Source organism: Pseudomonas sp. GW821-FHT07B01 (genome assembly GCF_059419065.1).
In genome coordinates this window covers 1-22433 of record NZ_JBWKRA010000034.1, presented here as the reverse complement: position 1 = coordinate 22433, position 22433 = coordinate 1, and the positions used below count along the sequence as shown (strand labels likewise).

At 60.0% G+C, this 22433-nt stretch carries 19 protein-coding genes and 1 pseudogene; 11 read left to right on the top strand and 9 right to left on the bottom strand.

Going from position 1 to position 22433, the window contains the following annotated elements; translation table 11 throughout:
- Window positions 1–47: 47 nt before the first annotated feature.
- Window positions 48–944, bottom strand: a complete 897-nt coding sequence (locus AC07S6_RS25565) for a helix-turn-helix domain-containing protein (protein WP_236279414.1) — start codon at window positions 942–944, stop codon at window positions 48–50.
- A gap of 137 nt (window positions 945–1081) precedes the next feature.
- On the opposite strand from AC07S6_RS25565, the gene AC07S6_RS25560 reads away from it, so the two are divergent.
- Genes AC07S6_RS25560 through AC07S6_RS25550 form a run of 3 tightly spaced genes read left to right on the top strand, consistent with a single transcriptional unit; the run spans window position 1082 to window position 4843 of the window.
- Complete coding sequence (locus tag AC07S6_RS25560; protein ID WP_014718136.1) at window positions 1082–2440, top strand: glutamine synthetase family protein; 1359 nt, start codon at window positions 1082–1084, stop codon at window positions 2438–2440.
- Between the two features lie 25 nt (window positions 2441–2465).
- Window positions 2466–3554, top strand: coding sequence for a polyamine ABC transporter substrate-binding protein (locus AC07S6_RS25555; protein WP_034125776.1), 1089 nt, complete (start codon window positions 2466–2468; stop codon window positions 3552–3554).
- Entirely contained in the window at window positions 3551–4843 is a 1293-nt protein-coding gene (locus tag AC07S6_RS25550) for an NAD(P)/FAD-dependent oxidoreductase (RefSeq protein ID WP_495113299.1), read from the top strand. Before AC07S6_RS25555 ends, AC07S6_RS25550 begins: the two co-directional genes overlap by 4 nt.
- A gap of 159 nt (window positions 4844–5002) precedes the next feature.
- Here the strand turns inward: AC07S6_RS25550 and AC07S6_RS25545 are convergent, their stop codons facing one another.
- Window positions 5003–5899 carry a LysR substrate-binding domain-containing protein gene (locus AC07S6_RS25545; RefSeq protein WP_495113298.1) on the bottom strand — a complete coding sequence of 299 codons (897 nt, stop codon included), beginning with the start codon at window positions 5897–5899 and terminating at the stop codon, window positions 5003–5005.
- Window positions 5900–6011: 112 nt separating this feature from the next.
- On the opposite strand from AC07S6_RS25545, the gene AC07S6_RS25540 reads away from it, so the two are divergent.
- The 3 genes from AC07S6_RS25540 to AC07S6_RS25530 are packed head-to-tail and all read left to right on the top strand — an operon-like array spanning window position 6012 to window position 8267.
- Window positions 6012–7022, top strand: a complete 1011-nt coding sequence (locus AC07S6_RS25540; RefSeq protein ID WP_495113297.1) for an aldo/keto reductase — start codon at window positions 6012–6014, stop codon at window positions 7020–7022.
- An 11-nt stretch (window positions 7023–7033) separates the two neighbouring features.
- Window positions 7034–7831, top strand: coding sequence for an SDR family NAD(P)-dependent oxidoreductase (locus AC07S6_RS25535; RefSeq protein ID WP_020301857.1), 798 nt, complete (start codon window positions 7034–7036; stop codon window positions 7829–7831).
- Window positions 7832–7856: 25 nt separating this feature from the next.
- On the top strand, window positions 7857–8267 hold the full coding sequence (locus AC07S6_RS25530; RefSeq protein WP_054918606.1) for an SRPBCC family protein: 411 nt from the start codon (window positions 7857–7859) through the stop codon (window positions 8265–8267).
- A 109-nt stretch (window positions 8268–8376) separates the two neighbouring features.
- Here the strand turns inward: AC07S6_RS25530 and AC07S6_RS25525 are convergent, their stop codons facing one another.
- A complete protein-coding gene (locus AC07S6_RS25525) occupies window positions 8377–8874 on the bottom strand; it encodes a P-loop nucleotide/nucleoside kinase family protein (RefSeq protein ID WP_054918604.1) in 498 nt (165 codons plus the stop codon).
- Between the two features lie 160 nt (window positions 8875–9034).
- Between AC07S6_RS25525 and dapF the strand changes: the two genes are divergently transcribed.
- Window positions 9035–9838 carry a diaminopimelate epimerase gene (gene dapF, locus AC07S6_RS25520; RefSeq protein WP_197884190.1) on the top strand — a complete coding sequence of 268 codons (804 nt, stop codon included), beginning with the start codon at window positions 9035–9037 and terminating at the stop codon, window positions 9836–9838.
- Here dapF and AC07S6_RS25515 read toward each other — a convergent pair.
- Together AC07S6_RS25515 and AC07S6_RS25510 are read right to left on the bottom strand one after the other, a co-directional pair.
- On the bottom strand, window positions 9835–10971 hold the full coding sequence (locus AC07S6_RS25515; RefSeq protein ID WP_034125767.1) for a PAS domain-containing sensor histidine kinase: 1137 nt from the start codon (window positions 10969–10971) through the stop codon (window positions 9835–9837). The two genes, dapF and AC07S6_RS25515, sit on opposite strands and share 4 nt — an antisense overlap.
- Window positions 10961–11776: an alpha/beta fold hydrolase gene (locus AC07S6_RS25510; RefSeq protein ID WP_054918600.1), complete on the bottom strand. Its 816-nt coding sequence runs from the start codon at window positions 11774–11776 to the stop codon at window positions 10961–10963. Before AC07S6_RS25510 ends, AC07S6_RS25515 begins: the two co-directional genes overlap by 11 nt.
- Window positions 11777–11908: 132 nt before the next feature.
- On the opposite strand from AC07S6_RS25510, the gene AC07S6_RS25505 reads away from it, so the two are divergent.
- Both AC07S6_RS25505 and AC07S6_RS25500 read left to right on the top strand, forming a co-directional pair.
- Window positions 11909–13102: a TPM domain-containing protein gene (locus AC07S6_RS25505; protein WP_495113296.1), complete on the top strand. Its 1194-nt coding sequence runs from the start codon at window positions 11909–11911 to the stop codon at window positions 13100–13102.
- 93 nt (window positions 13103–13195) lie between these two features.
- Window positions 13196–14494, top strand: coding sequence for a hypothetical protein (locus AC07S6_RS25500; protein ID WP_495113295.1), 1299 nt, complete (start codon window positions 13196–13198; stop codon window positions 14492–14494).
- A gap of 345 nt (window positions 14495–14839) precedes the next feature.
- Here the strand turns inward: AC07S6_RS25500 and AC07S6_RS25495 are convergent, their stop codons facing one another.
- The 3 genes and pseudogenes from AC07S6_RS25495 to AC07S6_RS25485 all read right to left on the bottom strand — a co-directional run bounded on the left by AC07S6_RS25495 (window position 14840) and on the right by AC07S6_RS25485 (window position 18394).
- Window positions 14840–15331: a GNAT family N-acetyltransferase gene (locus AC07S6_RS25495; RefSeq protein WP_490614654.1), complete on the bottom strand. Its 492-nt coding sequence runs from the start codon at window positions 15329–15331 to the stop codon at window positions 14840–14842.
- Between the two features lie 246 nt (window positions 15332–15577).
- Window positions 15578–16573 (bottom strand): annotated as a pseudogene (locus AC07S6_RS25490) (IS110 family RNA-guided transposase).
- A 405-nt stretch (window positions 16574–16978) separates the two neighbouring features.
- On the bottom strand, window positions 16979–18394 hold the full coding sequence (locus AC07S6_RS25485) for a purine-cytosine permease family protein (protein WP_073525282.1): 1416 nt from the start codon (window positions 18392–18394) through the stop codon (window positions 16979–16981).
- Window positions 18395–18644: 250 nt separating this feature from the next.
- Between AC07S6_RS25485 and AC07S6_RS25480 the strand changes: the two genes are divergently transcribed.
- On the top strand, window positions 18645–19556 hold the full coding sequence (locus tag AC07S6_RS25480; RefSeq protein WP_034125760.1) for a LysR family transcriptional regulator: 912 nt from the start codon (window positions 18645–18647) through the stop codon (window positions 19554–19556).
- Window positions 19557–19586: 30 nt separating this feature from the next.
- On the opposite strand, the gene tkt is transcribed toward AC07S6_RS25480, so the two are convergent.
- A complete protein-coding gene (gene tkt, locus AC07S6_RS25475; RefSeq protein ID WP_495113294.1) occupies window positions 19587–21641 on the bottom strand; it encodes a transketolase in 2055 nt (684 codons plus the stop codon).
- A 175-nt stretch (window positions 21642–21816) separates the two neighbouring features.
- Here tkt and AC07S6_RS25470 point away from each other — a divergent pair, with 175 nt between their 5' ends.
- Entirely contained in the window at window positions 21817–22041 is a 225-nt protein-coding gene (locus tag AC07S6_RS25470; protein ID WP_060764685.1) for a DUF465 domain-containing protein, read from the top strand.
- The last annotated feature ends 392 nt before the right edge of the window (window positions 22042–22433 follow it).

Sequence of the window (22433 nt, the reverse complement as noted above, 5' to 3'; positions counted from 1 at the left end):
GGAGGGACGGTTTGGCCTGTCCCTCCCACAAGGTCAAGGGTGTTTTTTCAGCTGGAGCGTTTCAGGGTTTCGCTGGGCAGCTCCTGAAAAAGCGCCCGGTAGCTGTTTGAAAACCGCCCCAAATGCCAGAACGACCAATTCATCGCGACCTCGGCCACCGTGGTGTCGGTCGTGCTCAGTAACTCCCGCCGCGCCCCGTTCAAGCGGCGCAACCGCAACCACTGCGCCGGGCTCATCCCTGTGTAGGTCTTGAACCCTTGCTGCAATTGGCGCAACGGCACCCCCGCAATCTGCGCCAGTTCCAACAGGTTGGCGGTTTCATCCGGCGCATCCGCCGCCCATTCGCCGATGCGCGCCATCAATTGGCGTTCTTCGCTGCGCTTTTGCAGTGAACTGCCGTCCAGGCACACGCAGGCGTTGTCGAGGATAAACAGGCAGTCGTCGAGCAGTTGCTGGGTGAGGGCATCGCGGCTGATGGGGTCGGTCAGTGCCGACAGGCGCGTAAGGGTGCCGCTCAGCCAGCGAGTGAACAGCGCATTTTGCCGACAGGTCAGCGGTGCCATGAACAAGCCTTCGAGTTTGGCTATATCCAGGCCCTGGCGCTGGACGAACTGCGGGCCGAACACCACGGCCACTTCGCGGTAGTTGACCGGGGTGATCCAGGTGTTGCGGCTTTCGCCATTGAGCAGGTACAGCGCGTTGTCACTGGCGTCGAAACAGAACGCCAGGGCGCCGGCAGGTGCGTTGAAATGCTGCTCCACCCGGGTGTTCATGCACTCTTCGTACACCTGCACCCCGTGCAGGTCGAGGTAGCGCACCCGCCCGGCAAAATGCCCGGGGGACATCTGCTGGTACTGCTGCACCCAGCCGGGTGTCGCACTGCATTGGGCGGCCACATCGCCGGTGGCGAAGGCCTGTACGCGCAAAGCGGTTGCCTGTGTCATGGTGATCCGTGCGCACTCTATTGGTGCGTTGTGCCGCGTGCAAAGTGGATAGATGCCGTTTCAAGGCTGGCCCAAGATAGACCTCAATGCGCTGGGAGTACAACCCGGCGTCGCATCCCACCCAAGACGAGGTCCTTATGAACGCCCCCTTCGATCAGCTGTCCACCTGGCTGAAAGAACACAAGATTACCGAAGTCGAATGCGTGATCAGTGACTTGACTGGCATCGCACGCGGCAAGATTGCACCCACCAACAAGTTCCTGCATGAGCGAGGCATGCGCCTGCCGGAAAGTGTGTTGCTGCAAACGGTAACCGGGGACTTTGTCGACGACGATATCTATTACGACCTGCTGGACCCGGCCGATATCGACATGATTTGCCGCCCGGTCGCCAACGCCACTTACGTAGTGCCGTGGGCCATCGAGCCCACCGCCATCGTGATCCACGACACCTTCGACAAGCAGGGCAACCCCATCGAACTGTCGCCGCGCAATGTGTTGAAGAAAGTCCTGCAGCTCTACACCGACCAAGGCTGGCAGCCGATTGTCGCGCCGGAAATGGAGTTCTACCTGACCCAGCGCTGCGAAGATCCGGACCTGCCATTGAAAACTCCCATCGGCCGCTCGGGCCGCGCCGAAACCGGGCGCCAGTCGTTTTCCATCGATGCCGCCAACGAATTCGACCCGCTGTTCGAAGATGTCTATGACTGGTGCGAAGCCCAGGGCCTGGACCTCGACACCCTGATCCACGAAGACGGCCCGGCGCAGATGGAAATCAACTTTCGCCATGGCGACGCCCTGGACCTGGCCGACCAGATCACGGTGTTCAAGCGCACCTTGCGCGAGGCCGCCCTCAAGCACAACGTCGCCGCCACCTTCATGGCCAAGCCGGTGGCCGACGAGCCCGGCAGCGCCATGCACCTGCACCAGAGCGTGGTCGAAATCGCCACCGGCAAACCGGTGTTCGTCGATGCCGACGGCAACATGAGCCCGTTGTTCCTGCATCACATCGGCGGCCTGCAGAAGTACATCCCCAAGCTGCTGCCGATGTTTGCACCCAACGTGAACTCGTTTCGGCGTTTTTTGCCGGACACCTCGGCGCCGGTCAACGTCGAATGGGGCGAAGAGAACCGCACCGTCGGCCTGCGCGTACCCACTTCCAGCCCGGAGGCGATGCGCGTGGAAAACCGCCTGCCGGGCGCCGATGCCAATCCTTACCTGGCGATTGCTGCCAGCTTGTTGTGTGGCTACCTGGGCATGATCGAGCACATCGAACCCAGTGCCCCGGTGGAAGGCCGCGCCTATGAACGCCGCAACCTGCGCCTGCCGTTCACCCTCGAAGATGCGCTGGCGCGCATGGAGGATTGCGACACGGTCAAGCAGTACCTGGGCGAAAAATTCGTGCGCGGCTACGTCGCGGTCAAGCGCGCCGAACATGAGAATTTCAAGCGGGTGATCAGTTCCTGGGAGCGTGAGTTCCTGCTGTTGAGCGTCTGAAAACAAGCATAAGAGGGGTGACGATATGCGTCTTGTGAACAAGCTTCTTCCACTGGCCCTGGTCGCGGCGTTCAGCGGTGCCGGTCAGGCGGCGCCGACGGTGAGTGTCTACAACTGGACCGATTACATTGGCGAGACCACCTTGGCGGATTTCCAGGCCAAGACCGGCATCAAGGTGATCTACGATGTGTTCGACTCCAACGAAACCCTGGAGGGCAAGTTGCTGGCCGGGCGCACCGGGTATGACGTGGTGGTGCCGTCCAACCACTTCCTGGCGCGCCAGGTGAAGGCCGGCGCGTTCCTCAAGCTTGACCGCGCGCAGTTGCCCAACTTCAAGAACCTGGACCCCAAGCTGCTGAAGTTACTGGAACAGAACGACCCCGGTAATGCGCACTCGGTGCCGTACCTGTGGGGCACCAATGGCATTGGCTACAACGTCGACAAGGTCAAGCAAGTGCTGGGCATCGACCGCATCGACTCGTGGGCCGTGCTGTTTGAACCGGAAAATATCAAGAAGCTGCATGAGTGCGGCGTGGCCTTCCTCGATTCAGCGGATGAGCTGTTCCCGGCGATCCTCAACTACATGGGCAAGGACCCACGCAGCGAGAATGCCGAGGACTACAAGCAGGCCGAAGCCAAGCTGCTGACGCTGCGGCCGTACATCACCTATTTCCACTCTTCCAAGTACATCTCGGACCTGGCCAACGGCAATATCTGCGTGGCCTTCGGTTATTCCGGCGATGTGTTCCAGGCCGCCAACCGCGCCAAGGAAGCCAAGAACGGGGTGAACATTGCGTACTCGATCCCCAAGGAAGGCTCTAACCTGTGGTTCGACCTGTTGGCGATTCCGGCCGATGCGAGCAACCCTAAAGAAGCCCATGCGTTCATCAACGACCTGCTTGAGCCTGAGGTGATTGCCAAGGTCAGCACCTCGGTGGGCTATGCCAACGCCAACCCGGCCGCCAAGCCGTTCATGCCTGCGGAGCTGGTGAACAATCCTGAGGTGTACCCGCCCCAGGACGTACTCGACAAACTCTATATCTCCACCACGCCTACCCCGGCGACCATGCGCGTGATGACCCGCGCCTGGAGCAAAGTGAAGTCCAACCGATGATGCAGTCCAATGAACATGCCCCGTCCTATTACCGCGCTTCGGCGAATGCCATGGTGCAGCGGCCCGCACTTGAGGCAGACCTGAGCGCCGATGTGTGTGTGATCGGCGGCGGTTTCACCGGGGTCAACACCGCCATTGAACTGGCCCAGCGCGGGCTTTCGGTGGTGCTGCTGGAAGCGCGCTGCATCGGTTGGGGCGCCAGCGGGCGCAACGGTGGGCAATTGATCCGTGGCATTGGCCATGATGTCTCCGGGTTTGCCAAATACGTGGGCGAGGAGGGCGTGCGCTATATGGAGCGGGCCGGTATCGACTCGGTCGCCCTGGTGGGCCAGCGCATTGCCGAGCACGGCATCGACTGTGACCTGCGCTGGGGCTTTTGCGAACTCGCCAATACTCCGGCGCAGTTCGCGGCGTTCAAGGGCGAACAGGCGCACCTGGCGGCCGTGGGGTATGCCCATGAAACGCGGCTGGTCGGCCCACAAGACATGGCACAGGTGGTGGGCTCTGCTATGTATGCCGGCGGCCTGGTCGACATGGGTTCCGGGCATCTGCACCCGCTCAACCTGATATTGGGTGAAGCGCAGGCGGCCGAGGCCCTCGGGGTGCGTATCTTTGAGTACAGCCCGGTGCTGGAGCTGATCCATGGCGAGACGGTGCGGGTGCGCTGCACAGGCGGCAGCGTGCGCGCAGCCAACCTGGTGCTGGCATGCAATGCCCATCTTGAGGAGCTGGAGCCGCGCTTGAGCGGCAAGGTACTGCCGGCGGGCAGCTACATCATCGCCACCGAGCCTCTGCCTGAGCCCGTGGCCCAGCAGTTGATCCCACAGAACCTGGCGCTGTGCGACCAGAAAGTCGGCCTGGATTACTACCGGCTGACCGCCGACCGGCGCCTGTTGTTCGGTGGTGCCTGCCACTACTCGGGGCGCGACCCCCAGGACATCGCCGCGTACATGCGCCCGAAAATGCTCAAGGTGTTCCCGCAGTTGGCCAACACGGCTATCGAGTTCCAGTGGGGCGGCAAGATCGGCATTACTGCCAACCGTTTTCCCCAGGTCGGGCGCCTCAAGCAGTACCCCAACGTGTTCTATGCGCAAGGCTATTCCGGTCACGGCTTGAACGTGACGCACTGGTGCGCACGGTTGCTGGCCGAAGGGATACACGCGGGTGCAAGCCAGGGCCTGGATATTTTCAGCCAGGTGCCGCACATGACCTTTCCCGGTGGCAAGGCGCTGCGCTCGCCACTGCTGGCGTTGGGGATGTTGTGGTATCGGTTGCGCGACGCACTCTGATTCCTGACCCAATGTGGGAGGGGGCTTGCCCGCGAAGGCGGTGTGTCAGTCACTGAATCTTCAACTGAACCACCGCTATCGCAGGCAAGCCAGCTCCCACACTGGTTCTGCGTTGTCCACAAAATCATCACCCGGCATAGATACCCTGTGGGACGTCAGTCAGATAGCCTCGGGTTCGGTCAGCACTTTGCGAAAGGTTTCCACCAGCGGCCTCAAGTTGACGCGGTGCCAGGCCGCCCACAGCGGTGTGGTGTAGGCCAGCCACTGCAGTTCGCGCAATACCACGCCCGGTGGAGCGTTGCGGCTCAGGCCCTTTTGCACCATCGCCACCCCTAGCCCCGACGCGACCAGGCCCAATGCAGTAAAGGGCTCGCTGGCTTCCATAGGAATCTGCGGGGTGAAACCGGCACGGATACAGGCGGCGACGAAATCATCGGCCGGGTTGGCGCCAGGTTTGCGCTGCACGCCGATCCATTGTTGGTCGGCCAGGTGCTCGGGTAACAGTTCATGTTGTTGAACCAGCGGATGCTGTTCGGGCAGGGCCAGCAGCATCGGGTCATCGAGGACTTGCCAGGCGGTCAGGTCCGGGTCGTCGGCGGCAGGTGGTTCGCTCACCAGGGCGATGTCCAGGCTGCGTTGGCGCAAACCTTCCAGTTGTTCCAGGGAGGGCAGGTTATACAGCTTGATGTGAACGGCGGGCCTATCGTCGCGCAGTATGCGCAAGGCATTGGGCAGGACACCGGCGTGCATGGCGTTCTCGATATAACCGATGCACAAACCGCCTTCTTCGCCGCGGCCCAGGCGCTTGCCCAGGGACTCCAGGCGGTTGGCGTGGGTCAGCAGGGCCTTGGTTTCGGCCAGGAACGTCTGGCCGTCGCGGGTCAGGCGGATGCGCTGCTGGCTGCGCTCGAACAGGGTCAGGCCCAGGCGTTCCTCGAGCTGGGCGATCTGCCGACTCAGGGGCGATTGGGAAATGTGCAAGCGCTCGGCGGCGCGGCCGACGTGTTCTTCTTCGGCCACCACTTCGAAGTAGCGCAACTGGCGTAGATCAATCATGTAAGACCTGCAAGGACTCAAGTTGGTCGCAGTATGTCTTGGACGGTCTGATCTGCGCAATCTAGCATCTGCTCAACGGTCACAGCGACCTCGCACCGATTGAGGAACCACCATGAGCTTGAAAGACACACTGCCCGGCGTACTGGGCTTTGGCACCGCCCCCTTGGGCAATATGTTTCGCGCTATCCCCGAAGAAGAAGCCCAGGCCACCGTCGAGGCCGCCTGGAGCCGCGGCGTGCGTTACTTCGATACCGCGCCGTTCTACGGCTCGGGCCTGTCGGAAATCCGCTTGGGCCAGGCCCTGTCCAACTATCACCGCGACGACTACGTGCTCAGCACCAAGGTTGGCCGGGTAATTCTCGATGAAGTCGAAGAAACCGCCCGTGACCTTGGGGAAAAAAGCGGCGTATTCGAACACGGCCGGCCCAATAAAATAATCAATGACTACAGCGCCGACGCCACCCTGCGCTCCATTGAAGACAGCCTGACACGCCTGCAAACCGATCGCCTGGACATCGTGTGGGTTCACGACATCGCCCAGGATTTTTACGGCGACCAATGGCTGGAATACTTCAACCAGGCCCGCACTGGTGCCTTCAAAGTACTCACCCGTTTGCGCGAGCAAGGAGTGATCAAGGCCTGGGGGCTGGGCGTCAATCGTGTCGAGCCTTGCGAGTTGACCCTGGACCTGGCCGAAGCCCAGCCCGACGGCTTTCTGCTGGCGGGTCGCTATACGCTGCTGGACCACGACCGCGCCTTGCAGCGCCTGATGGACGCAGCCCACGCCCAGCAGGTCGAGATCGTCGTCGGTGGCCCGTACAGCTCCGGCATCCTCGCTGGCGGTGCGCACTTTGAATACCAGCAAGCCGGTCCGGCGATCATTGCCAAGGTCGAGCACATCAAGGCGATTGCCCAGGCGTTTGGCGTCAGTATCAAGGCCGCTGCGCTACAGTTTTCACTGGCGCATCCGGCGGTGGCGGCGGTGATTCCCGGTGCCAGTCGTCCGGGGCGGATTGCCGAAGACGTCGCGGCGTTGTCTGAACAGATTCCAGCAGCCTTCTGGCAGGCGTTGCGCGAGGCCCGCTTGATCTCGGACCGTGCACCTTTGCCTCTCTCACGTTAAGGAGCTTGAGCATGAAGATTGATGTAAGCGGCAAAGTGGCTATTGTCAGCGGCAGCACCGCCGGTATCGGCCTGGGCATCAGCCAGGCCCTGGCGCAATCCGGTGCCACGGTGGTGGTGATCGGGCGTGATGCAGGCAAGGTGGACGACGCCTTGGCGAGCATTCGCCAGGCGGTTCCCGCTGCTCAACTGCGTGGTGTGGTGGCCGACCTCGGCACCGTTGAAGGCGCACAGAAACTCTTCGCCGCCGAACCCCGCGCCGACATTCTGGTCAACAACCTGGGCATCTTCGACGCGGTGGATTTCTTCGACGCGCCGGACAGTGAGTGGGCGCGCTTCTATGAGGTCAATGTGATCTCCGGTGTGCGCCTGGCGCGGCATTATGTGCCGGGTATGGTCGAGCAGGGCTGGGGCCGGGTGATCTTCGTGTCGTCGGAGTCTGGCGTGGCGACGCCGGCCGACATGATCAACTACGGGGTGACCAAAAGCGCCAACCTGGCGGTGTCCCACGGCCTGGCCAAGCGCCTGGCGGGTACTGGGGTGACGGTGAATGCTATCTTGCCGGGGCCGACCTTTACCGATGGCCTGGAACACATGCTCAAGGACGCTACGGCCGAATCCGGGCGCAGTGCCCGCGAGGAAGCGGATGTGTTTGTGCGCCATGCGCGGCCCACCTCGATCATCCAGCGCGCGGCCAATGTGGATGAAGTGGCGAACCTGGTGGCGTACATTGCTTCACCGCTGTCTTCAGCGACGACCGGTGCCGCGCTGCGGGTCGACGGTGGCGTTGTCGACAGCATGGCAATCTGATTTTTTCCTGACTGGAGTATTGATCGTGGCAACAGCGTCTTCTGTGATTGAAATTGCGGTGTCGGCCGACCAGGTCTGGCAACTGATTGGCGGCTTCAACAGCCTGCCCGACTGGCTGCCTTTGATTGCCAAGAGCGAGCCGAGCGAGGGTGGTCGTGTGCGTCACCTGACCGCCGCTGACGGCGGCACGATTGTCGAGCGCTTGCAGACTTTCGACAACGTGGCGCGCACCTACAGCTACACCATTGAAGCGTCGCCGTTTCCGGTGAGTGCCTACCTGTCGACCTTGCAGGTTGAAGCGTTGACGGACACCTCGGCGAAAGTGACCTGGTCCGGCGTGTTCACGCCGGCAGCGGGTACCACCGATGCGCAAGTCGAGGAATTGTTTGCCGGTATTTACGAAGGCGGGCTTGAGGCGCTGCGCGGTAACTTCTAAAGATTGTGGTGAGGGAGCTTGCTCCCGCTGGACTGCGTAGCAGTCCCACAAAGAGCGGGGCCGCTTCGCTCCCCAGCGGGAGCAAGCTCCCTCGCCACAGGGTTGGGTTTTAGCCTATATGGAGCAAGGCTGCCGCGACAGCCTCTGCCGGCGTCATCTGCGCCGTATCCAGCCTGAACGGTGGTACCTCCCAGCGTTCATACTCATGTGCCTGTACCGATTCCCAGGTCGGTGGCACCAGCCCGGGAATATCGCCCACACGCCCTTCGACTCGACGCCGATGCGCCTGCTGATCGGTACACACCACCTCGATATTGATCAGTGCCACGCCGGCCGCTGTCGCCACCGCTTGCCAGGCATCGCGGCTTTCCTTCACCGGGTTCACACAATCGGCGATCACCCGCTGTCCCAGGCGCAGGTTACTCAGCGCCAGCGCATTCGCCACACCGTAGCCGCTGGCCCCCACATCGCCCACCAACACCGCAGCCTCCCGCAGCGCCTGCTCAATCACATCGATACGCAGGTAAACCGCGCCCAACTGTCGCGCCAGCTCCCTGGCAATCGTGGTCTTGCCACTGCCAGGCAAGCCGCTGAATACAATAAGCATGACCCATCAACCCCATATGTAGGAGCGAGCTTGCTCGCGAAAAACGCCAACAAAACGCGTACTGCCTGAATAAACGCGGTGCCTGTGAGTTTTTCGCGAGCAAGCTCGCTCCTACAGTGGTATTAGAACCGCGTGATTCATTTCACCCACAGGAGCGCCCATGACCCTGCCGTTCGTGAAGATGCACGCCCACGGCGACGACTTCATTATCATCGACCGCCGTGGCGAGGATAACCCCGTTAATGCGCAGATTGCCCGCCACCTGGGTAACCGCCGCACCGGCATCGGTTTCAATCAACTGGCGGTGGTGCTCGACTGTGAGCAGGCCGCCGCGCGCGTTCAGTTCTGGAACCCGGACGGAACACGCCTGCAAACCTGCGGCAGCGCGACTCGTGGCGTGGCCGATCGCCTGATGCATGAGGCAGGCGCCGAGACCATCGTGCTGCTTAGCGACCGCGGTTTACTGACATGCACACGTGCTGATGGGCAGCGGGTGTCGGTGGACATGGGCGCACCCTCGCTGGGCTGGGCGTCGGTACCCTTGGCCAAGGCGATGGACACCTGCGTGTTGCCTATCGACGGCCAGCCGGCAGCGTGCAGCATGGGCAACCCGCATTGCACGTTTTTTGTAGAGGATGTGACTGCGCTCGATATTGAGGCCATGGGCTCGACCCTGGAAGTTCACCCGCTGTTTCCGGCCAGGACCAATGTGCATTTCGTGCAAGTGCTGGACCGCGGCCATATCCGCCTGCGTATCTGGGAGCGTGGCGGCGGTGTGCCGCTGGGGTCCGGTTCATGCTGTTGCGGGGCGGTCGTCAACGGCATCCGGCGAGGGCTGCTCGATGAGCGTGTGGAGGTCCAGTGCGACGGCGGCGCAGTCACGGTGCAATGGGACGGGCAGGGCGGGGTGATATTGACCGGCGGTGTCGAGCCGATCATGCAGGGCACCGCGTACCTGTACTAGAACTTCACGGTAAACGTGGTACCGGCGCTCGCACAGGAACTCACCGCCACGTCGCCGCCATGTACTTTGGCCAGTTCGCGCACGATATACAGGCCCAGGCCTACGCTGCGCACGTCGCTGCCCTGGTCGGTGCCGCGGGTCATGGGTTCGAACAATCCGGCCAGCAGGGTTTGGGGAATCGCCGGGCCGTGGTTGTGCACCGCGACCGCGCAGGTGTTGTCGCCCAGGCGTGAGGTGATGGTAATCGGCTGCAGCAAGTCGCCATAGGCCACGCTGTTGGCCACCAGGTTACCGATCATCTGTTGCACACGGTCGGCGTCCAGGCACGCGTCGCCCTGGCCCTCGGCGTGATGCACCAGCGTGGCCTTGGGGAAGGCCACCCGCAGTTCGTCGACGCTGCGATGAATAACGCCATGCAGGTCCAGCGGTTGCGGCTTGATGGTAATGCCCTGGCCGACCCGGGCCTGGGTGAAGTCCAGCAGGTCGGCAATCATGCGATGGGCGCGTTCGGATGACTGGCCGATATGCCCCAGTAGCTGGCGCTCCTTGGCCGTGCGCTCGCCGCGCTGGAGAAAGTCGGCGGCCATGCGGATCGCCGTCAGAGGGTTTTTCAGGTCGTGGCTGACAATCGCCACCATCTGTTCGGCAAACAACGCCCGGCGCTGGGCAATGGCGTAGGCCTCGCTTAGCTCGGCCTGGGCCTGTTGCAGGGCCAGTTCCGTGGCGGTTTTTTCCTGCAGCAGGGCTTCGGCCTGCTTGCGCGCATTGAGCAGTTCGCGCTCGTACTTGTCACGGTCGGTGGTGCCGAACAGCGCCAGGTCATACACCACGCCGTCCGGCTGCTGGCGCTGGTTGGCATTGAGCAAGACCGTGACTTTGTGCCCGTTGCAATGGCGGATGTCGAGTTTCACCTCGGTGACGCTACCGTGCATGCGCAGCATTGGCGCCAGGTGCGTCTGGTAGAAAATCCGCCCGCCCATGGCCAGCAGGTCCTGGAAACGCCGGCCCAGCAGCTGGGCCGCAGTGAAGCCCAGCCAATCGCACAAGCGCGGGTTGACGTGCAGGATCGTGCCATCTTCCTGGGTCACCGCCAGGGCACAGGCCGCGCTGTCAAACAGCGGGTCAACGGGCATCGGCAGCCGCCCAAGGGGCCAGGAACCGGTCCATCGCCGCGGCACACGCCTGGGGGGCGCTCATATGCGGGCAATGGCCGACATTCTCGACCAGGCAATAAGTGCTGTTAGGTAACACGGTGTGCAGGTATTCACCCACGGCCACGGGGGCGATCAGGTCGTCGGTCGATTGCAGGATCAGCACCGGGGTGGTCAGGCCGAACACATCCTGGCGGTTATCCGACAGGAAGGTCACGCGGGCGAACTGCTTGGCGATGTCCGGCTCGGTGCGACAGAAGCTGTCGGTGAGCGCCTCGCTCAGGTGCGGCTGCGTCGGGGCGCCCATGATCACCGGGGCCATGGCGCTGGACCAGCCCAGGTAGTTGCTGTCGAGGGTGTCGAGCAGGTCGTCGATGTCGTCGCGCTTGAAACCGCCGACATATTCCTCGGTATCGATATAGCGCGGCGATGGGCCAATCATCACGTGCGCGGCAATGCGCTGCGGGATGAAACGGTCGGCGAGGGTGCCGATCATCGCGCTGACCGAGTGGCCCACCAGAATCACCGGGCCTTGGGCGTAGGCGTCGATAATCTCGTTCAGGTCATGGGCATAGCCATCCAGGCGGCTGTATTTGGCTTTGTCGAACGCACTCACGTCCGACAGGCCGGCGCCGACCAGGTCATACAGCACCACGCGAAAGCGCTCGAAAAAGTGCGGTGCCAAGGCATTCCACATAGCCTGGTTGCAACCAAAGCCGTGGGAAAACACCAGCGTCGAGGGACCGTTGCCCATCACATGTACATTGTTGCGGTGACGTAGGTCCATGGAGTTCTCGTGGATGGCTAATTGCTATGCAGCGTAGTGGGCAGTTTAGATAGTCGCAGGCCCTGGGTCACGCGTTTGCGTGCAGATAAGGTAAAGTCGGCGCCTTCAGGGAGAGACTTCAGGTAACCATACATGATCGTGCTTGTGCGGCAATCGGTGTTCAGCCTACTGGCCCTGGTATTTTCCAGCCTGTTTATCACCGCGCATGCGGACACCTCGCCGATTGGGGTTGCCCTTGATCAGCGGGTCATTGACCTGACCAATACCCTCGATTCGGGCACCGTGCTGCGCCTCAAGCAACAACTCGCCGACCTTGAACAACGCAAAGGCGCGCAAGTGGCGGTATTGCTGGTGCCAACCACCGGCAGCGCCGATATCGAAGGCTACGCCAACCAACTGTTTCGTGCCTGGAAACTGGGACGCAAGGACGTCAACGACGGCATCCTGCTGGTGGTGGCCAAGGACGACCGCAAGGTACGTATCGAGGTGGGCTACGGCCTGGAAGGCATCGTCACCGACCTGCTGGCCCATCGCATCATTGAAGAGCGGATCACGCCTGCGTTTCGTCAGGGCGCCTTTGCCGGTGGCATCGAGCAAGGCGTGAACGCGCTGGTCGTATTGGTGGACGGCGGCGACCTGCCTGAAATGGCCGGGCCGGGGCTTAACCCTCAATTTATCGCAATATTGGCGGCGTTTATCCTGGGGGCGCTCGCAGGTGTATTGATCGCTGCTGGCACGTTGCACTGGCGCAGGGCCTCGATCGTCGCAGTAGCTGCCACGCTGTTGTTGGCTCTGCTGGCGGGCGGTCGGGATTGGCCGATGTTTCTGTTTGTAGTGCCGCTGACGTTGTTGATCGGCGGCGCTATATTTGGCGCGTTGTGGCAGGCACGTACGCTGTTTTACGGCGTGATCGGGCTGCTGGCTTATATCCTAGGGTTGGTGGTGGCAAGCCAGTACGTGGACGTCAGTTTCATCCATTGGCTGCTGTGGCCATTGGGCGTCTTGGTGGTGCTGGGCTTGTACCTGGTGCTGCTGCTGATCATGAGGGAGACCTGGCGCACCAGCCGCGCGGGCTTTGCCGTACGACTGCTGGCGGCAGTGGCCGTGTATGGCGTAGCGGGGTGGGTGCTGGACGGTGATCGCGATGCCTGGTTGCTGGCATTTCCTATCGCATCGTTTGTTGCGCTGATTATCTTTGGCAAGGTCGGCGAAGGTTCTGGCTCTGGCGGCGGGTCCAGCTCAAGTTCCAGCGGCTCCAGCTCCAGCAGCAGCTCGTCGGGCGGTGGGGGTTCCAGTGGCGGCGGTGGGGCTTCCGGGAGTTGGTAAGCCATTCAACGGATGTGCCCCCACTTTAAATCTGGAAGCTGGGTGTTTTTAGTGTTGGGGGACGATTTTTATCTGATGTAAGGATTTTATTTTGTGAGAGAGTTGCCAGGAATAGAGGAACTTGCCTATTTGTTATCTAAGGCCCGAAGTGCTTCAGAAGTAGACCGGGTCTGGATGTCGACTGGCTTGAAAGAGAATGTCACTGCGATAGTTGCCTTGGAAGATTATGCGCGGGCAAATATTCCAAACGCTGTAAAAAAATACGCGAAAGGCGATGATGCGGTACTGGTTCCCTATTTTTCGGGCGGGGAAGTCTATTTCTTAAATGATAAGATCCTGTTTTCCTATTGTCAGCAAGGGCGTGCGGACTTTAAAGTCGATTATAGTTTGATGTTTGATACTAATATGGCCTCGTACGTGAATGCGTTGATGCGCGGGCGCTCGTTAAAAACCATGCACCACAGAGTGGTCGCTTTTGTCGATGATATTTTGAATGATGATCTGAACTTTGATTATTTTTACTATATGGCGGAGAACGTAAAAGAGGTGAAAAATATTCACCAGTGCGCTGCGTATTCACCGTTGAGGTTTTGGAAGACTTTAAGTAAGAAGTTCAGGAGTAACTTAGTCAGTCTGCAGCTTTTTAGAAGCATCGATTGCGCTGAATACAAACGCACCTCTAATCCTAAACCCAGGTTCAGCCACCGAGAGGCCACCCGCAGGGCGATTAATTTCAGCCACAGCTATTACGCTTCTGAAGAAGGGCGAGCGCAGGTTCTGAATTTTGCGTTGATGCAACGTGTCATCTTGTTGCAAGTGATTGGGATGGTGAAGATTCAATTATCATCCAATAAGTCGGCGAAATATAAGATTGCCGAATTTTTTGATTATGTTAATGACGTGGTTGGCGTTTATTTGGACCGTGAGGCGATTGTTGCACATAAGTATTTTGTTGAACCTCGGTTGATTTCGATGCTGGAAAAAATAAAAAAAAGCCAAAAGGCGCCCAAAAGGCTATTGAAAAAACTGGACAATATTGCTTGGGATATGGCGGCGCCACGGCTCATGGAGACACTCATCATGTCTCAAGGTATGGGCGACTTTTTTATACCCATGTTTATAAGCTTCGATGGTGGGTTGAAACAGGTGTTGAAAGCCTACGAAGTAAAAGGCGTTGTGTTTGATAGTCGCCGTGGCGGGTTGATTCCGTTGCCGCGGGTCAATACCGAGGAGTATTTCAAAGAGCATGGATGTGCTGACGCACTCTTAAAAATCAGTGAAAAAAGGAATGAGCGGTCCGACAAACCCACAACGAACAGAGACAGCGTGCATCAGTTGATCAAACGTGAATATGGTGTGCTGAGAAAACTGCTATCACCGCGAGGTCGGTGAGGGGTGGCAGGGTGCTTGTTTGTGGTAAACCTGAGGCATCTCAACCCAGGCTACAGGCGCCCAATGCCTGCAGTCACCATTCGTCAAGCCACCGCTGAAGACGCCCCGTGCATTGGCATGTTGGGTATGCAAGTTTTCCTCGACACTTACGCCACCCATGGTATTCGCAACGCGATTGCCACTGAGGCATTGCAAGCTTTTGTGCCTTGGAAGTTACGACAGCTTAGGCAGGAAGCAGTCGGTTGCAGTGTTACGTCTTGCGGGGGCAACAAGTGAAGTCGCGCAGGTTTTTGGCTGCTTCACGATGAGAACCGCTTGCGTGGCCTCTGGGCCCGATGGCCTTTGTCAGACAGCCATCACCATTTCATGCCATGCCATCCCCCCGTGATCCGACGGTGAAGGACGCACATAGGTGTAGCCCATTTGTTGGTACAGCGGTACATGCTGCTTCTTGCACATCAGGTGGATGGTCTGCTTGCCCATCGTTCTCATGCGGCGCACGAATTCGTCCATGAGCTTTTTTGCATAGCCTTTACCTTGCTGGGCCGGGTCGACCACCACCGACATGATCACCACATTCGGCGCGTCGGCCGAATGGCCCACCAACTCCTTGAAGGCTTCGTCCGACATCACCACCTCATGGGCGCAGCCAGAATTGATGAACCCAACCACTTCGCCATCCGTTTCCAGGATTAAAAACCCCTGGGGATACTGCGCGATGCGCGTGGCAATCTTCGCAAGCGTGGCGGCTTCATCGCCTTCGTAGGCGCTGGTTTCGATTTCAAAGCAGCGTGCGGCGTCGGTGGGCTGGGCGTTGCGCAAGGTGAGGGAGGGCATGGGCGGTTCCAGGGATGTTCAGTGAAGGCCACATCATAGAGAAACATTTGTACCTTTGGCACCGCTAGGCCATTGGCCCTGAAAGCTGAAACGGGAGGTTCAACTTTAATGCGACGCTGGACCTGTGGCGACGGCCCCACATCCCGCGCTCCAATGTGGGAGCTGGCTTGCCTGCGACGGCGTCCTGACAGCCGACACACCGCTCCCTGACGTCCCGCGATCAACCTGTAGATACTCTGTTTACGGTCAAGCTTTTTGGGTGTGTTTACCGCTAAAAAGCTTGGCTGTACTGAAGTTTTCGCCTGCCCGCATGCAGGCCCATAGTCCGGTCAGGTATTTGCGCATGACTGCGACAATAGCCTGCATCTTCCTCTTTCCTCGAGCCACCAAGGCTTCGTAAAACGCTTTCACGTTTGGGTCGCAACGTATGGCGGTCAGCGCAGGCATGTACATCGCTGAGCGCAAATAGGCATTGCCGCCCTTACTTATCCGGCCGGGTTTATCAATGCTGGTGCCTGATTGCGTGAGTCGGACATCGAGTCCGGCATGGCGGCTGACCTGCGCTGACTTGAGCGTTACCGGTAAGGTCGTCAGTTCAGCCAGCGCCGCAAATACTGAGATCTCACCCATGCCAGGGGCGGCGATCATGTGGGCGAACTGGGCGCTCAACGTTGGGCAGTTGTCGATCAATGCACGACCCGCTAGTCGGAAACGCTCGATTCGTTTGTCAAAGGCTTTGATGGCTTCTTCTTCGTCCTCAATCAGCATCAGAAGAGTTGTTTGAGTGGCTTTTAGTGCATGCAGCTCGTTTTTGGCGCGGGTGCGATGACCCGTCAAACGATTGAGGTGGCGACCGATAGCGCGCAGCTCAAGTTGTATTGACGTGGGCGGCGTCTACAACCTTGGGCTCATGCGTTCGCCGTACTCAGCTAATAACTGGGCATCGATTGCGTCCGTTTTGCTGTTTTTCAGCATCACTTTTGCAAAGTTGTGAAAACTCTTCGGATTGATAACCGAGACTGGCAAACCCGCCGCAGCGAGCTCCATGGCCAAGTCCAGGTAGTAGATTCCTGTGGCTTCCATCACCACAGACATAGGCTTGAGCTCAAGCAATTTGCCGACAGCAGCTTTGCGCCCCGCCGGTGTCTGGTCGATATTGCACTGACCTGCAAAGCGGCCGCCATTGCGCCAGCCCATCGCTGTAGTGCGAGATCCCACATCCAAGCCGACGTGCATGTTCATGCTTTCAACTCCAAGAGAACTGAGTTAAAAATGCTTCCTGGTTCCCCTGACCTCGAACTTCATGCCACTGCAACCTTGTAATGCGAAGTCCGACTCGTCGGCTTCTCGATACTCTTCGTGGTGGGCAATGAGGCGGGGGGACCTCTCTACAGACAAGGTCAGGAGCAAGTCCTGCCTTAAGGAGCGATCGGTCTCCCCCAGAAACACATCTTCGTATGTCGCACCAGCGAGCTTAGATCTCATTTATGCTGGTGTGTGGGGAACATACAAGGAGCGAGCTTGCTCGCGAAAAGCGTCAACAATAACGCGTGCTTCCTGAATAAACGCGGCGCCTGTGAGTTTTTCGCGAGCAAGCTCGCTCCTACACGTTGTGACGGGTAGGGCAGGCGCGACCGAGCGTCGGTATCAAACCCCACCCACCAACTTGCCCCCGTCCATCCGGCGCTTATACGCACTGTCCCGACTCGCCAACCAGAAGTACAACGGTGACGTCACGGCCAGCCCCACCACCCACGACAAGTCCGCGCCGTTGATGTGCTGCGAAATCGGCCCCACGTACAGCGGCGTGTTCATGAACGGAATCTGCACCGCGATCCCCACCGCATAGGCCAGCAGCGCCTGCGGGTTGTACTTGCCGTAGATGCCACCATCTACACGGAAGATCGAGGCGATGTCGTATTGGCCTTTATGAATGGCGTAGAAGTCGATCAGGTTGATCGCCGTCCAGGGCACCAGCACCACGAGCAGCACCAGCACCATGTCGACGAAGTGACCGATGAAGTCTTGGGAAGCAAACACCGCCGCAATCGAACAGGCGGCCAGCACGATGATGGAGATCACGGCACGGCTTTTCGCGGTCGGGATCCAGCGGTAGGCGAAGGTCTGTACCAGGGTGATGATCGACAGCACCGCGCCGTACAGGTTGAGGGCGTTGTGGCTGATCACGCTGAGCAGGAACAGTACCAGCATCAACGGGCCGATGGCGCCGGTGGCGAGTTTGACGGCGTCCATGGTGTCCATGCCTACCGGCGTGGCGAGCACTGCCACGGCGCCGAAGATGAACGCCAGGCTCGACCCCAGGGCCGAGCCCAGATAGGTGGTCCAGAAGGTGGCAGCCACCGGCACGTCGGCTGGCAGGTAGCGTGAGTAGTCCGACACGTACGGCGCAAAGGCGATCTGCCACAGCGCGGCCAGGGAAACGGTGGCCAGCCAACCCGAGATGTTGAAGCTGCCACGGGTGAGGAAATCCGTGGTCTGTACATGGGTGAAGATGTAGCCAAAGCCCAGCACGATGCCGGCGCCCAGTACCCAGGTGCCGATGCGGTTGAGTACGTGGATGAAGCGATAGCCGATGATGCCGATGATCCCGGAACCGATGGCGCCGATGACGATGCCCACCGGCACAGGCACGGCGTCCACCACGCCATGCAGGGATTTACCGGCCAGCACAATGTTGGAGGCGAAGAAGCCTATGTACATCACCCCGGCAATCACCACCACCAGCAACGCGCCGAGGGAGCCGAACTGAGCACGGCTCTGGATCATCTGCGGGATGCCCATCTGTGGGCCCTGGGCTGAGTGCAATGCCATCAACACACCGCCGACCAAATGGCCGACAAGGATGGCGACAATGCCCCACACTAGGTTGAGGTGGAACAGTTGCACACCCAGTGCGCCAGTGACGATCGGCAACGGCGCAATGTTGCCGCCGAACCACAGGGTGAACAGGTCTCTTACCTTTCCATGGCGATCTTCCGGGGGCACGTATCCAATCGTGTGTTTTTCGATGAGCGGGGCGGAGGATGTTGCAGTGGTGACCATGACGAGCTCCAAGGCAAGGTGAGTACGTGGACGTACTTCGCTATGCGCTGCACGGGCGGCGCTTTGTTGTTGGAGTGATCATCTGTAATGGGCGCAGGCAGGTAAATTAGTAAGTTTGTTGCTATAGACCTTAAAAAAAATATCTCACGTGGTTTTATGCTCCGGTATGTTGCATGGGCTTCAATGGCTTGAAAAACCGGTGTATCTGCGCACCTGTTTGGGGCGAAAACCCACGTTTATGGAGGTGCCGATGGCTGCTTACAACCTGCGCCAGCTCAGATATTTTGTGACCACGGCCGAATGCGGCAGCGTCGCCGAGGCATCACGCAAGCTGTATATCGCCCAGCCGTCGGTGTCCACGGCGATCAAACAGCTGGAAGACAGCTTTGGCGTGCAGCTGTTTATCCGCCACCACGCCCAGGGCGTTTCCCTTACGCCCAGTGGCGCGCGCTTTTATCGCAAGGCTTTGGAGCTGTTGCGGGTGGCCCATGAGTTCGAGCAGAACGCCCTGGCGGATAATGACGTGGTGGCCGGGCAGATCGACATCGGCTGCTTTGAAACCGTGGCGCCGTTGTACCTGCCACGCTTGATCGCTGGCTTCAAGGCGCGCTGGCCAGGGGTGGAGATCCGCATCCGCGATGGCGAGCAGCAAGAACTGGTGCAGGCGCTGACCGCAGGCAGTATCGACGTGGCGATGTTGTTTGAGCACGACCTGGGCGGCACTATCGAGACCACGCCACTGATGCCGCCCCAACAGCCCTATGCGTTGCTGCCGGCCGATCACCGCTTCGCCCAGCAGGCCAGGGTGTCCTTGGCCGACCTAGTGCTGGAGCCAATGATTTTGCTGGACGTGTTGCCCAGCCGTACCTACTTCGTGAGCATCTTCGAAGAGCGCGGGCTGACCCCGAATATCGTATTCAGCTCGCCCTCCATCGAAATGGTGCGGGGCATGGTGGGGCGCGGGTTCGGGTTCTCGATCCTGGTGACCAAACCCTTCAGCGAGTACACCTATGATGGGCAGAAGGTGGTGTGCATTCCCTTGGCTGAAACGGTCACGGGGTCCGGGCTGTCGGCCGTGTGGTTGCGTCGTGCACCGCTGACCAAGCCGGTGCAATTGTTTGTCGACTATTGCCGTGAAGAACTTGCGCGGTTACTGGCGTGACTGCGAACCAGCCCCGCGCGCTTATGCGGGTCAGTTTTCAGCCAACTGGAGCTGTTGCTTGGCCAGCTTCACCACATTGTCCAGGGTAAACCCGAACTTCTCCTGCAACTTTGCCAGCGGTGCCGAGGCCCCAAAACTGTTCATCACCACCTTGGCGCCGGTCTGCCCGACATAGCGGTCCCAGCCCAAGGGACCTGCCTGTTCCACCACTACGCGGGCTTTCACCGCGGGCGGCAGCACACTGTCGCGGTAGGCTTGATCCTGGTCTTCAAACAGCTCCCAACTGGGCATCGATACCACGCTGGCGGCAATGCCTTCACCTTTGAGCTGCTCATAGGCGGCTACCGCCAGGCTGACTTCGCTGCCTGTTCCTATCAGGATGACCTCAGGCTCTTGCGCACTGGCCAGCACGTAGGCACCTTTGGCCGCACCGCAGGCCGCCGCGTACTGGGTGCGATCCAGGGTGGGCAGCGGCTGGCGTGACAGCACGACACAGCTGGGCCGATGAGTCTGGGCCAAGGCGACTTTCCACAATTCCAGCGTTTCATTGGCATCGCCCGGGCGCAAGGTCAACAGCCCCGGCGTGGCCCGCAGTTGGGTGAGGTGTTCGATAGGCTGATGTGTCGGTCCATCCTCGCCGACGCCGATGGAGTCATGGGTAAACACGAAGATCACGGGTAATTCCATGATCGCCGCCAGGCGGATCGGCGGTTTCATGTAATCGCTGAATACCAGGAAGGTCGAGGTATACGGGCGCAGGTAGGACAGCGCCATGCCGTTGGCGATTGCGCCCATGGCGTGTTCGCGGATACCGAAGTGCAGGTTGCGCCCGCTGTAATCATCCGCGCTGAAACGCCCGGCGTCGTCGAAGGTGAGGTTGGTCTTGGTCGAGGGCGACAAATCCGCCGAGCCGCCCAGCAGCCAGGGGATCTGTTGGGCGAAGGCATTCAACACTTCGCCGCCTGAGGCACGGCTGGCGACGCCTTTGGCATCGGCGGCAAAGTCTGGCAGGTGCGCTTGCCATTGCTCGGGCATTTCCCCGGCGCGCATGCGTTGCAGTTCATCGGCCCGTTGCGGCTCGAGGGAGGCCAGGGTCTGGTTCCATTCGGCGTACAACGGCTCGGCACGTTCGTAAAGGGCATCGCGCAACACTGTGCGAGCCTCTTGCGGCACCAGGAAGCTCGAATCCTGCGGCCAGCCATAGGCGGCCTTGGTCAGGCGAATTTCATCGTCCCCCAACGGCTCGCCATGGGCAGCAGCGGTATTGTGTTTGTGCGGTGAGCCGTAGCCGATCACGCTGTCCACGACGATCAAGGTGGGCGCGCCGGTGTTGGCCTTGAAGGTTTCCAGCGCCACGCTCAAGGCCTGCAAGTCATTGGCGTCGGTGACATGCACGGTGTGCCAGCCATACGCCTGGAAGCGTTGGATCACGTCTTCACTGAACGCCAGCTCAGTGTGGCCCTCGATGCTGATGGTGTTGTTGTCATAGATCCAGCACAGGTTATCGAGCTTCAAGTGCCCGGCCAGGGACGCGGCTTCGCTGCTGATGCCTTCCATCATGTCGCCGTCACCGCACAGGGTGTAGACGTCGTAGTCAAACAGCACCTGGCCGTCGCGGTTGAAGCGCTGAGCCAGCCAACGCTCAGCCATGGCCATGCCCACGCTGTTGGCGCAGCCCTGGCCCAACGGGCCCGTGGTGGTTTCTACGCCTGTGGTCATGCGGTACTCGGGGTGGCCAGGGGTCTTGGAGCCCATCTGCCGGAACTGCTTGATATCCTCGAGGCTGACGGCCGGTTGGCCGGAACGCTTGCCGTGGGCGTCGATCTCTACCACGCCGGCCAGGTGCAATAGCGAATACAGCAACATCGAGGCATGCCCCACCGACAACACAAAACGGTCACGGTTGGGCCAGTCGGGATGTTCGGGGTGATAACGCAGGAAGCGACTCCACAGTGTGTACCCCACGGGCGCCAGGCCCATGGGCGTGCCAGGGTGACCCGAATTGGCCTTCTGCACGGCATCCATGGCCAGGGTGCGTAGGGTATTGATGCATTGGGTGTCGGCAGCAGTGGCAACGTGACTCATAAAACCGTTCTCCCTGGGGTGGCGATCTACAGTGGAGGGCGGGGCGGGGCAAAGGTTTGATCCCATCGCTTGCGCCGCGACGAACGGGTCGTTCTTGACTTCAAACATGACAAGTCTTGTTGGAATGGGCTAGCTTCAAGGGCGTAGACCATCGATCAATCTGTGGAGGTACGCCATGCCAGTGAAACACGACCTGTATCAGGACTTGGGATTGAGCAAGGAAGTTGTTCACGAACGCAGGGCGCAGGACAAACGGTTGGATGCGCTGCTCACTCAATACGACGACGCCGACGCTGAGGTGCTAAAAGCGGAAAAAGCCAGTGCCAGCGATGAGGATGTGGAAAAGCTGAAGAAGAAACGGCTATTGGTCAAAGACGAAATCGCGCAGCGGCTGGCGTAAGCAAACCCGCAACCTGTGGCGAGGGAGCTTGCTCCCGCTGGGGTGCGAAGCGCCCCCATTGGCGGCGGCTGCGCAGCCGAGCGGGAGCAAGCTCCCTCGCCACACACACGGAATGTGCACATTTGTTCAGAATTGTCTGGAGGACAAGTGCCGTTTCACTCCTTATGATGCGCACCGTCCACTCGGCTCTGGGGCTTGTTGCGACGCAAGGATTGCGTTGTTTGAGCCGGGTGGGCATCCTCAGAATTCATGCAACACAGGGCCGAATCGGTCGGCTGCAAATGCTGCCCGTGGGAGCTGGTTTGCCTGCGATGGCGGCCTGACAGTCAACACAGTTGGACCGTGTACATATCCATTCCTGCGGTAACGGCCACTTAGGGTTCCGCTTTTAC

What these genes read in the sequence shown, in the direction of transcription:
- AC07S6_RS25555 (WP_034125776.1), top strand. Translation starts at nt 2,466, where the DNA reads ATGCGTCTTGTGAACAAGCTTCTTCCACTGGCCCTGGTCGCGGCGTTC.
- AC07S6_RS25480 (WP_034125760.1), top strand. Translation starts at nt 18,645, where the DNA reads ATGGCTGCTTACAACCTGCGCCAGCTCAGATATTTTGTGACCACGGCC.
- AC07S6_RS25525 (WP_054918604.1), bottom strand. Translation starts at nt 8,874, where the DNA reads ATGCTTATTGTATTCAGCGGCTTGCCTGGCAGTGGCAAGACCACGATT.
- AC07S6_RS25485 (WP_073525282.1), bottom strand. Translation starts at nt 18,394, where the DNA reads ATGGTCACCACTGCAACATCCTCCGCCCCGCTCATCGAAAAACACACG.
- AC07S6_RS25545 (WP_495113298.1), bottom strand. Translation starts at nt 5,899, where the DNA reads ATGATTGATCTACGCCAGTTGCGCTACTTCGAAGTGGTGGCCGAAGAA.
- AC07S6_RS25510 (WP_054918600.1), bottom strand. Translation starts at nt 11,776, where the DNA reads ATGGACCTACGTCACCGCAACAATGTACATGTGATGGGCAACGGTCCC.
- AC07S6_RS25560 (WP_014718136.1), top strand. Translation starts at nt 1,082, where the DNA reads ATGAACGCCCCCTTCGATCAGCTGTCCACCTGGCTGAAAGAACACAAG.
- AC07S6_RS25505 (WP_495113296.1), top strand. Translation starts at nt 11,909, where the DNA reads ATGATCGTGCTTGTGCGGCAATCGGTGTTCAGCCTACTGGCCCTGGTA.
- AC07S6_RS25495 (WP_490614654.1), bottom strand. Translation starts at nt 15,331, where the DNA reads ATGCCCTCCCTCACCTTGCGCAACGCCCAGCCCACCGACGCCGCACGC.
- dapF (WP_197884190.1), top strand. Translation starts at nt 9,035, where the DNA reads ATGACCCTGCCGTTCGTGAAGATGCACGCCCACGGCGACGACTTCATT.
- AC07S6_RS25565 (WP_236279414.1), bottom strand. Translation starts at nt 944, where the DNA reads ATGACACAGGCAACCGCTTTGCGCGTACAGGCCTTCGCCACCGGCGAT.
- AC07S6_RS25550 (WP_495113299.1), top strand. Translation starts at nt 3,551, where the DNA reads ATGATGCAGTCCAATGAACATGCCCCGTCCTATTACCGCGCTTCGGCG.
- tkt (WP_495113294.1), bottom strand. Translation starts at nt 21,641, where the DNA reads ATGAGTCACGTTGCCACTGCTGCCGACACCCAATGCATCAATACCCTA.
- AC07S6_RS25535 (WP_020301857.1), top strand. Translation starts at nt 7,034, where the DNA reads ATGAAGATTGATGTAAGCGGCAAAGTGGCTATTGTCAGCGGCAGCACC.
- AC07S6_RS25515 (WP_034125767.1), bottom strand. Translation starts at nt 10,971, where the DNA reads ATGCCCGTTGACCCGCTGTTTGACAGCGCGGCCTGTGCCCTGGCGGTG.
- AC07S6_RS25540 (WP_495113297.1), top strand. Translation starts at nt 6,012, where the DNA reads ATGAGCTTGAAAGACACACTGCCCGGCGTACTGGGCTTTGGCACCGCC.
- AC07S6_RS25470 (WP_060764685.1), top strand. Translation starts at nt 21,817, where the DNA reads ATGCCAGTGAAACACGACCTGTATCAGGACTTGGGATTGAGCAAGGAA.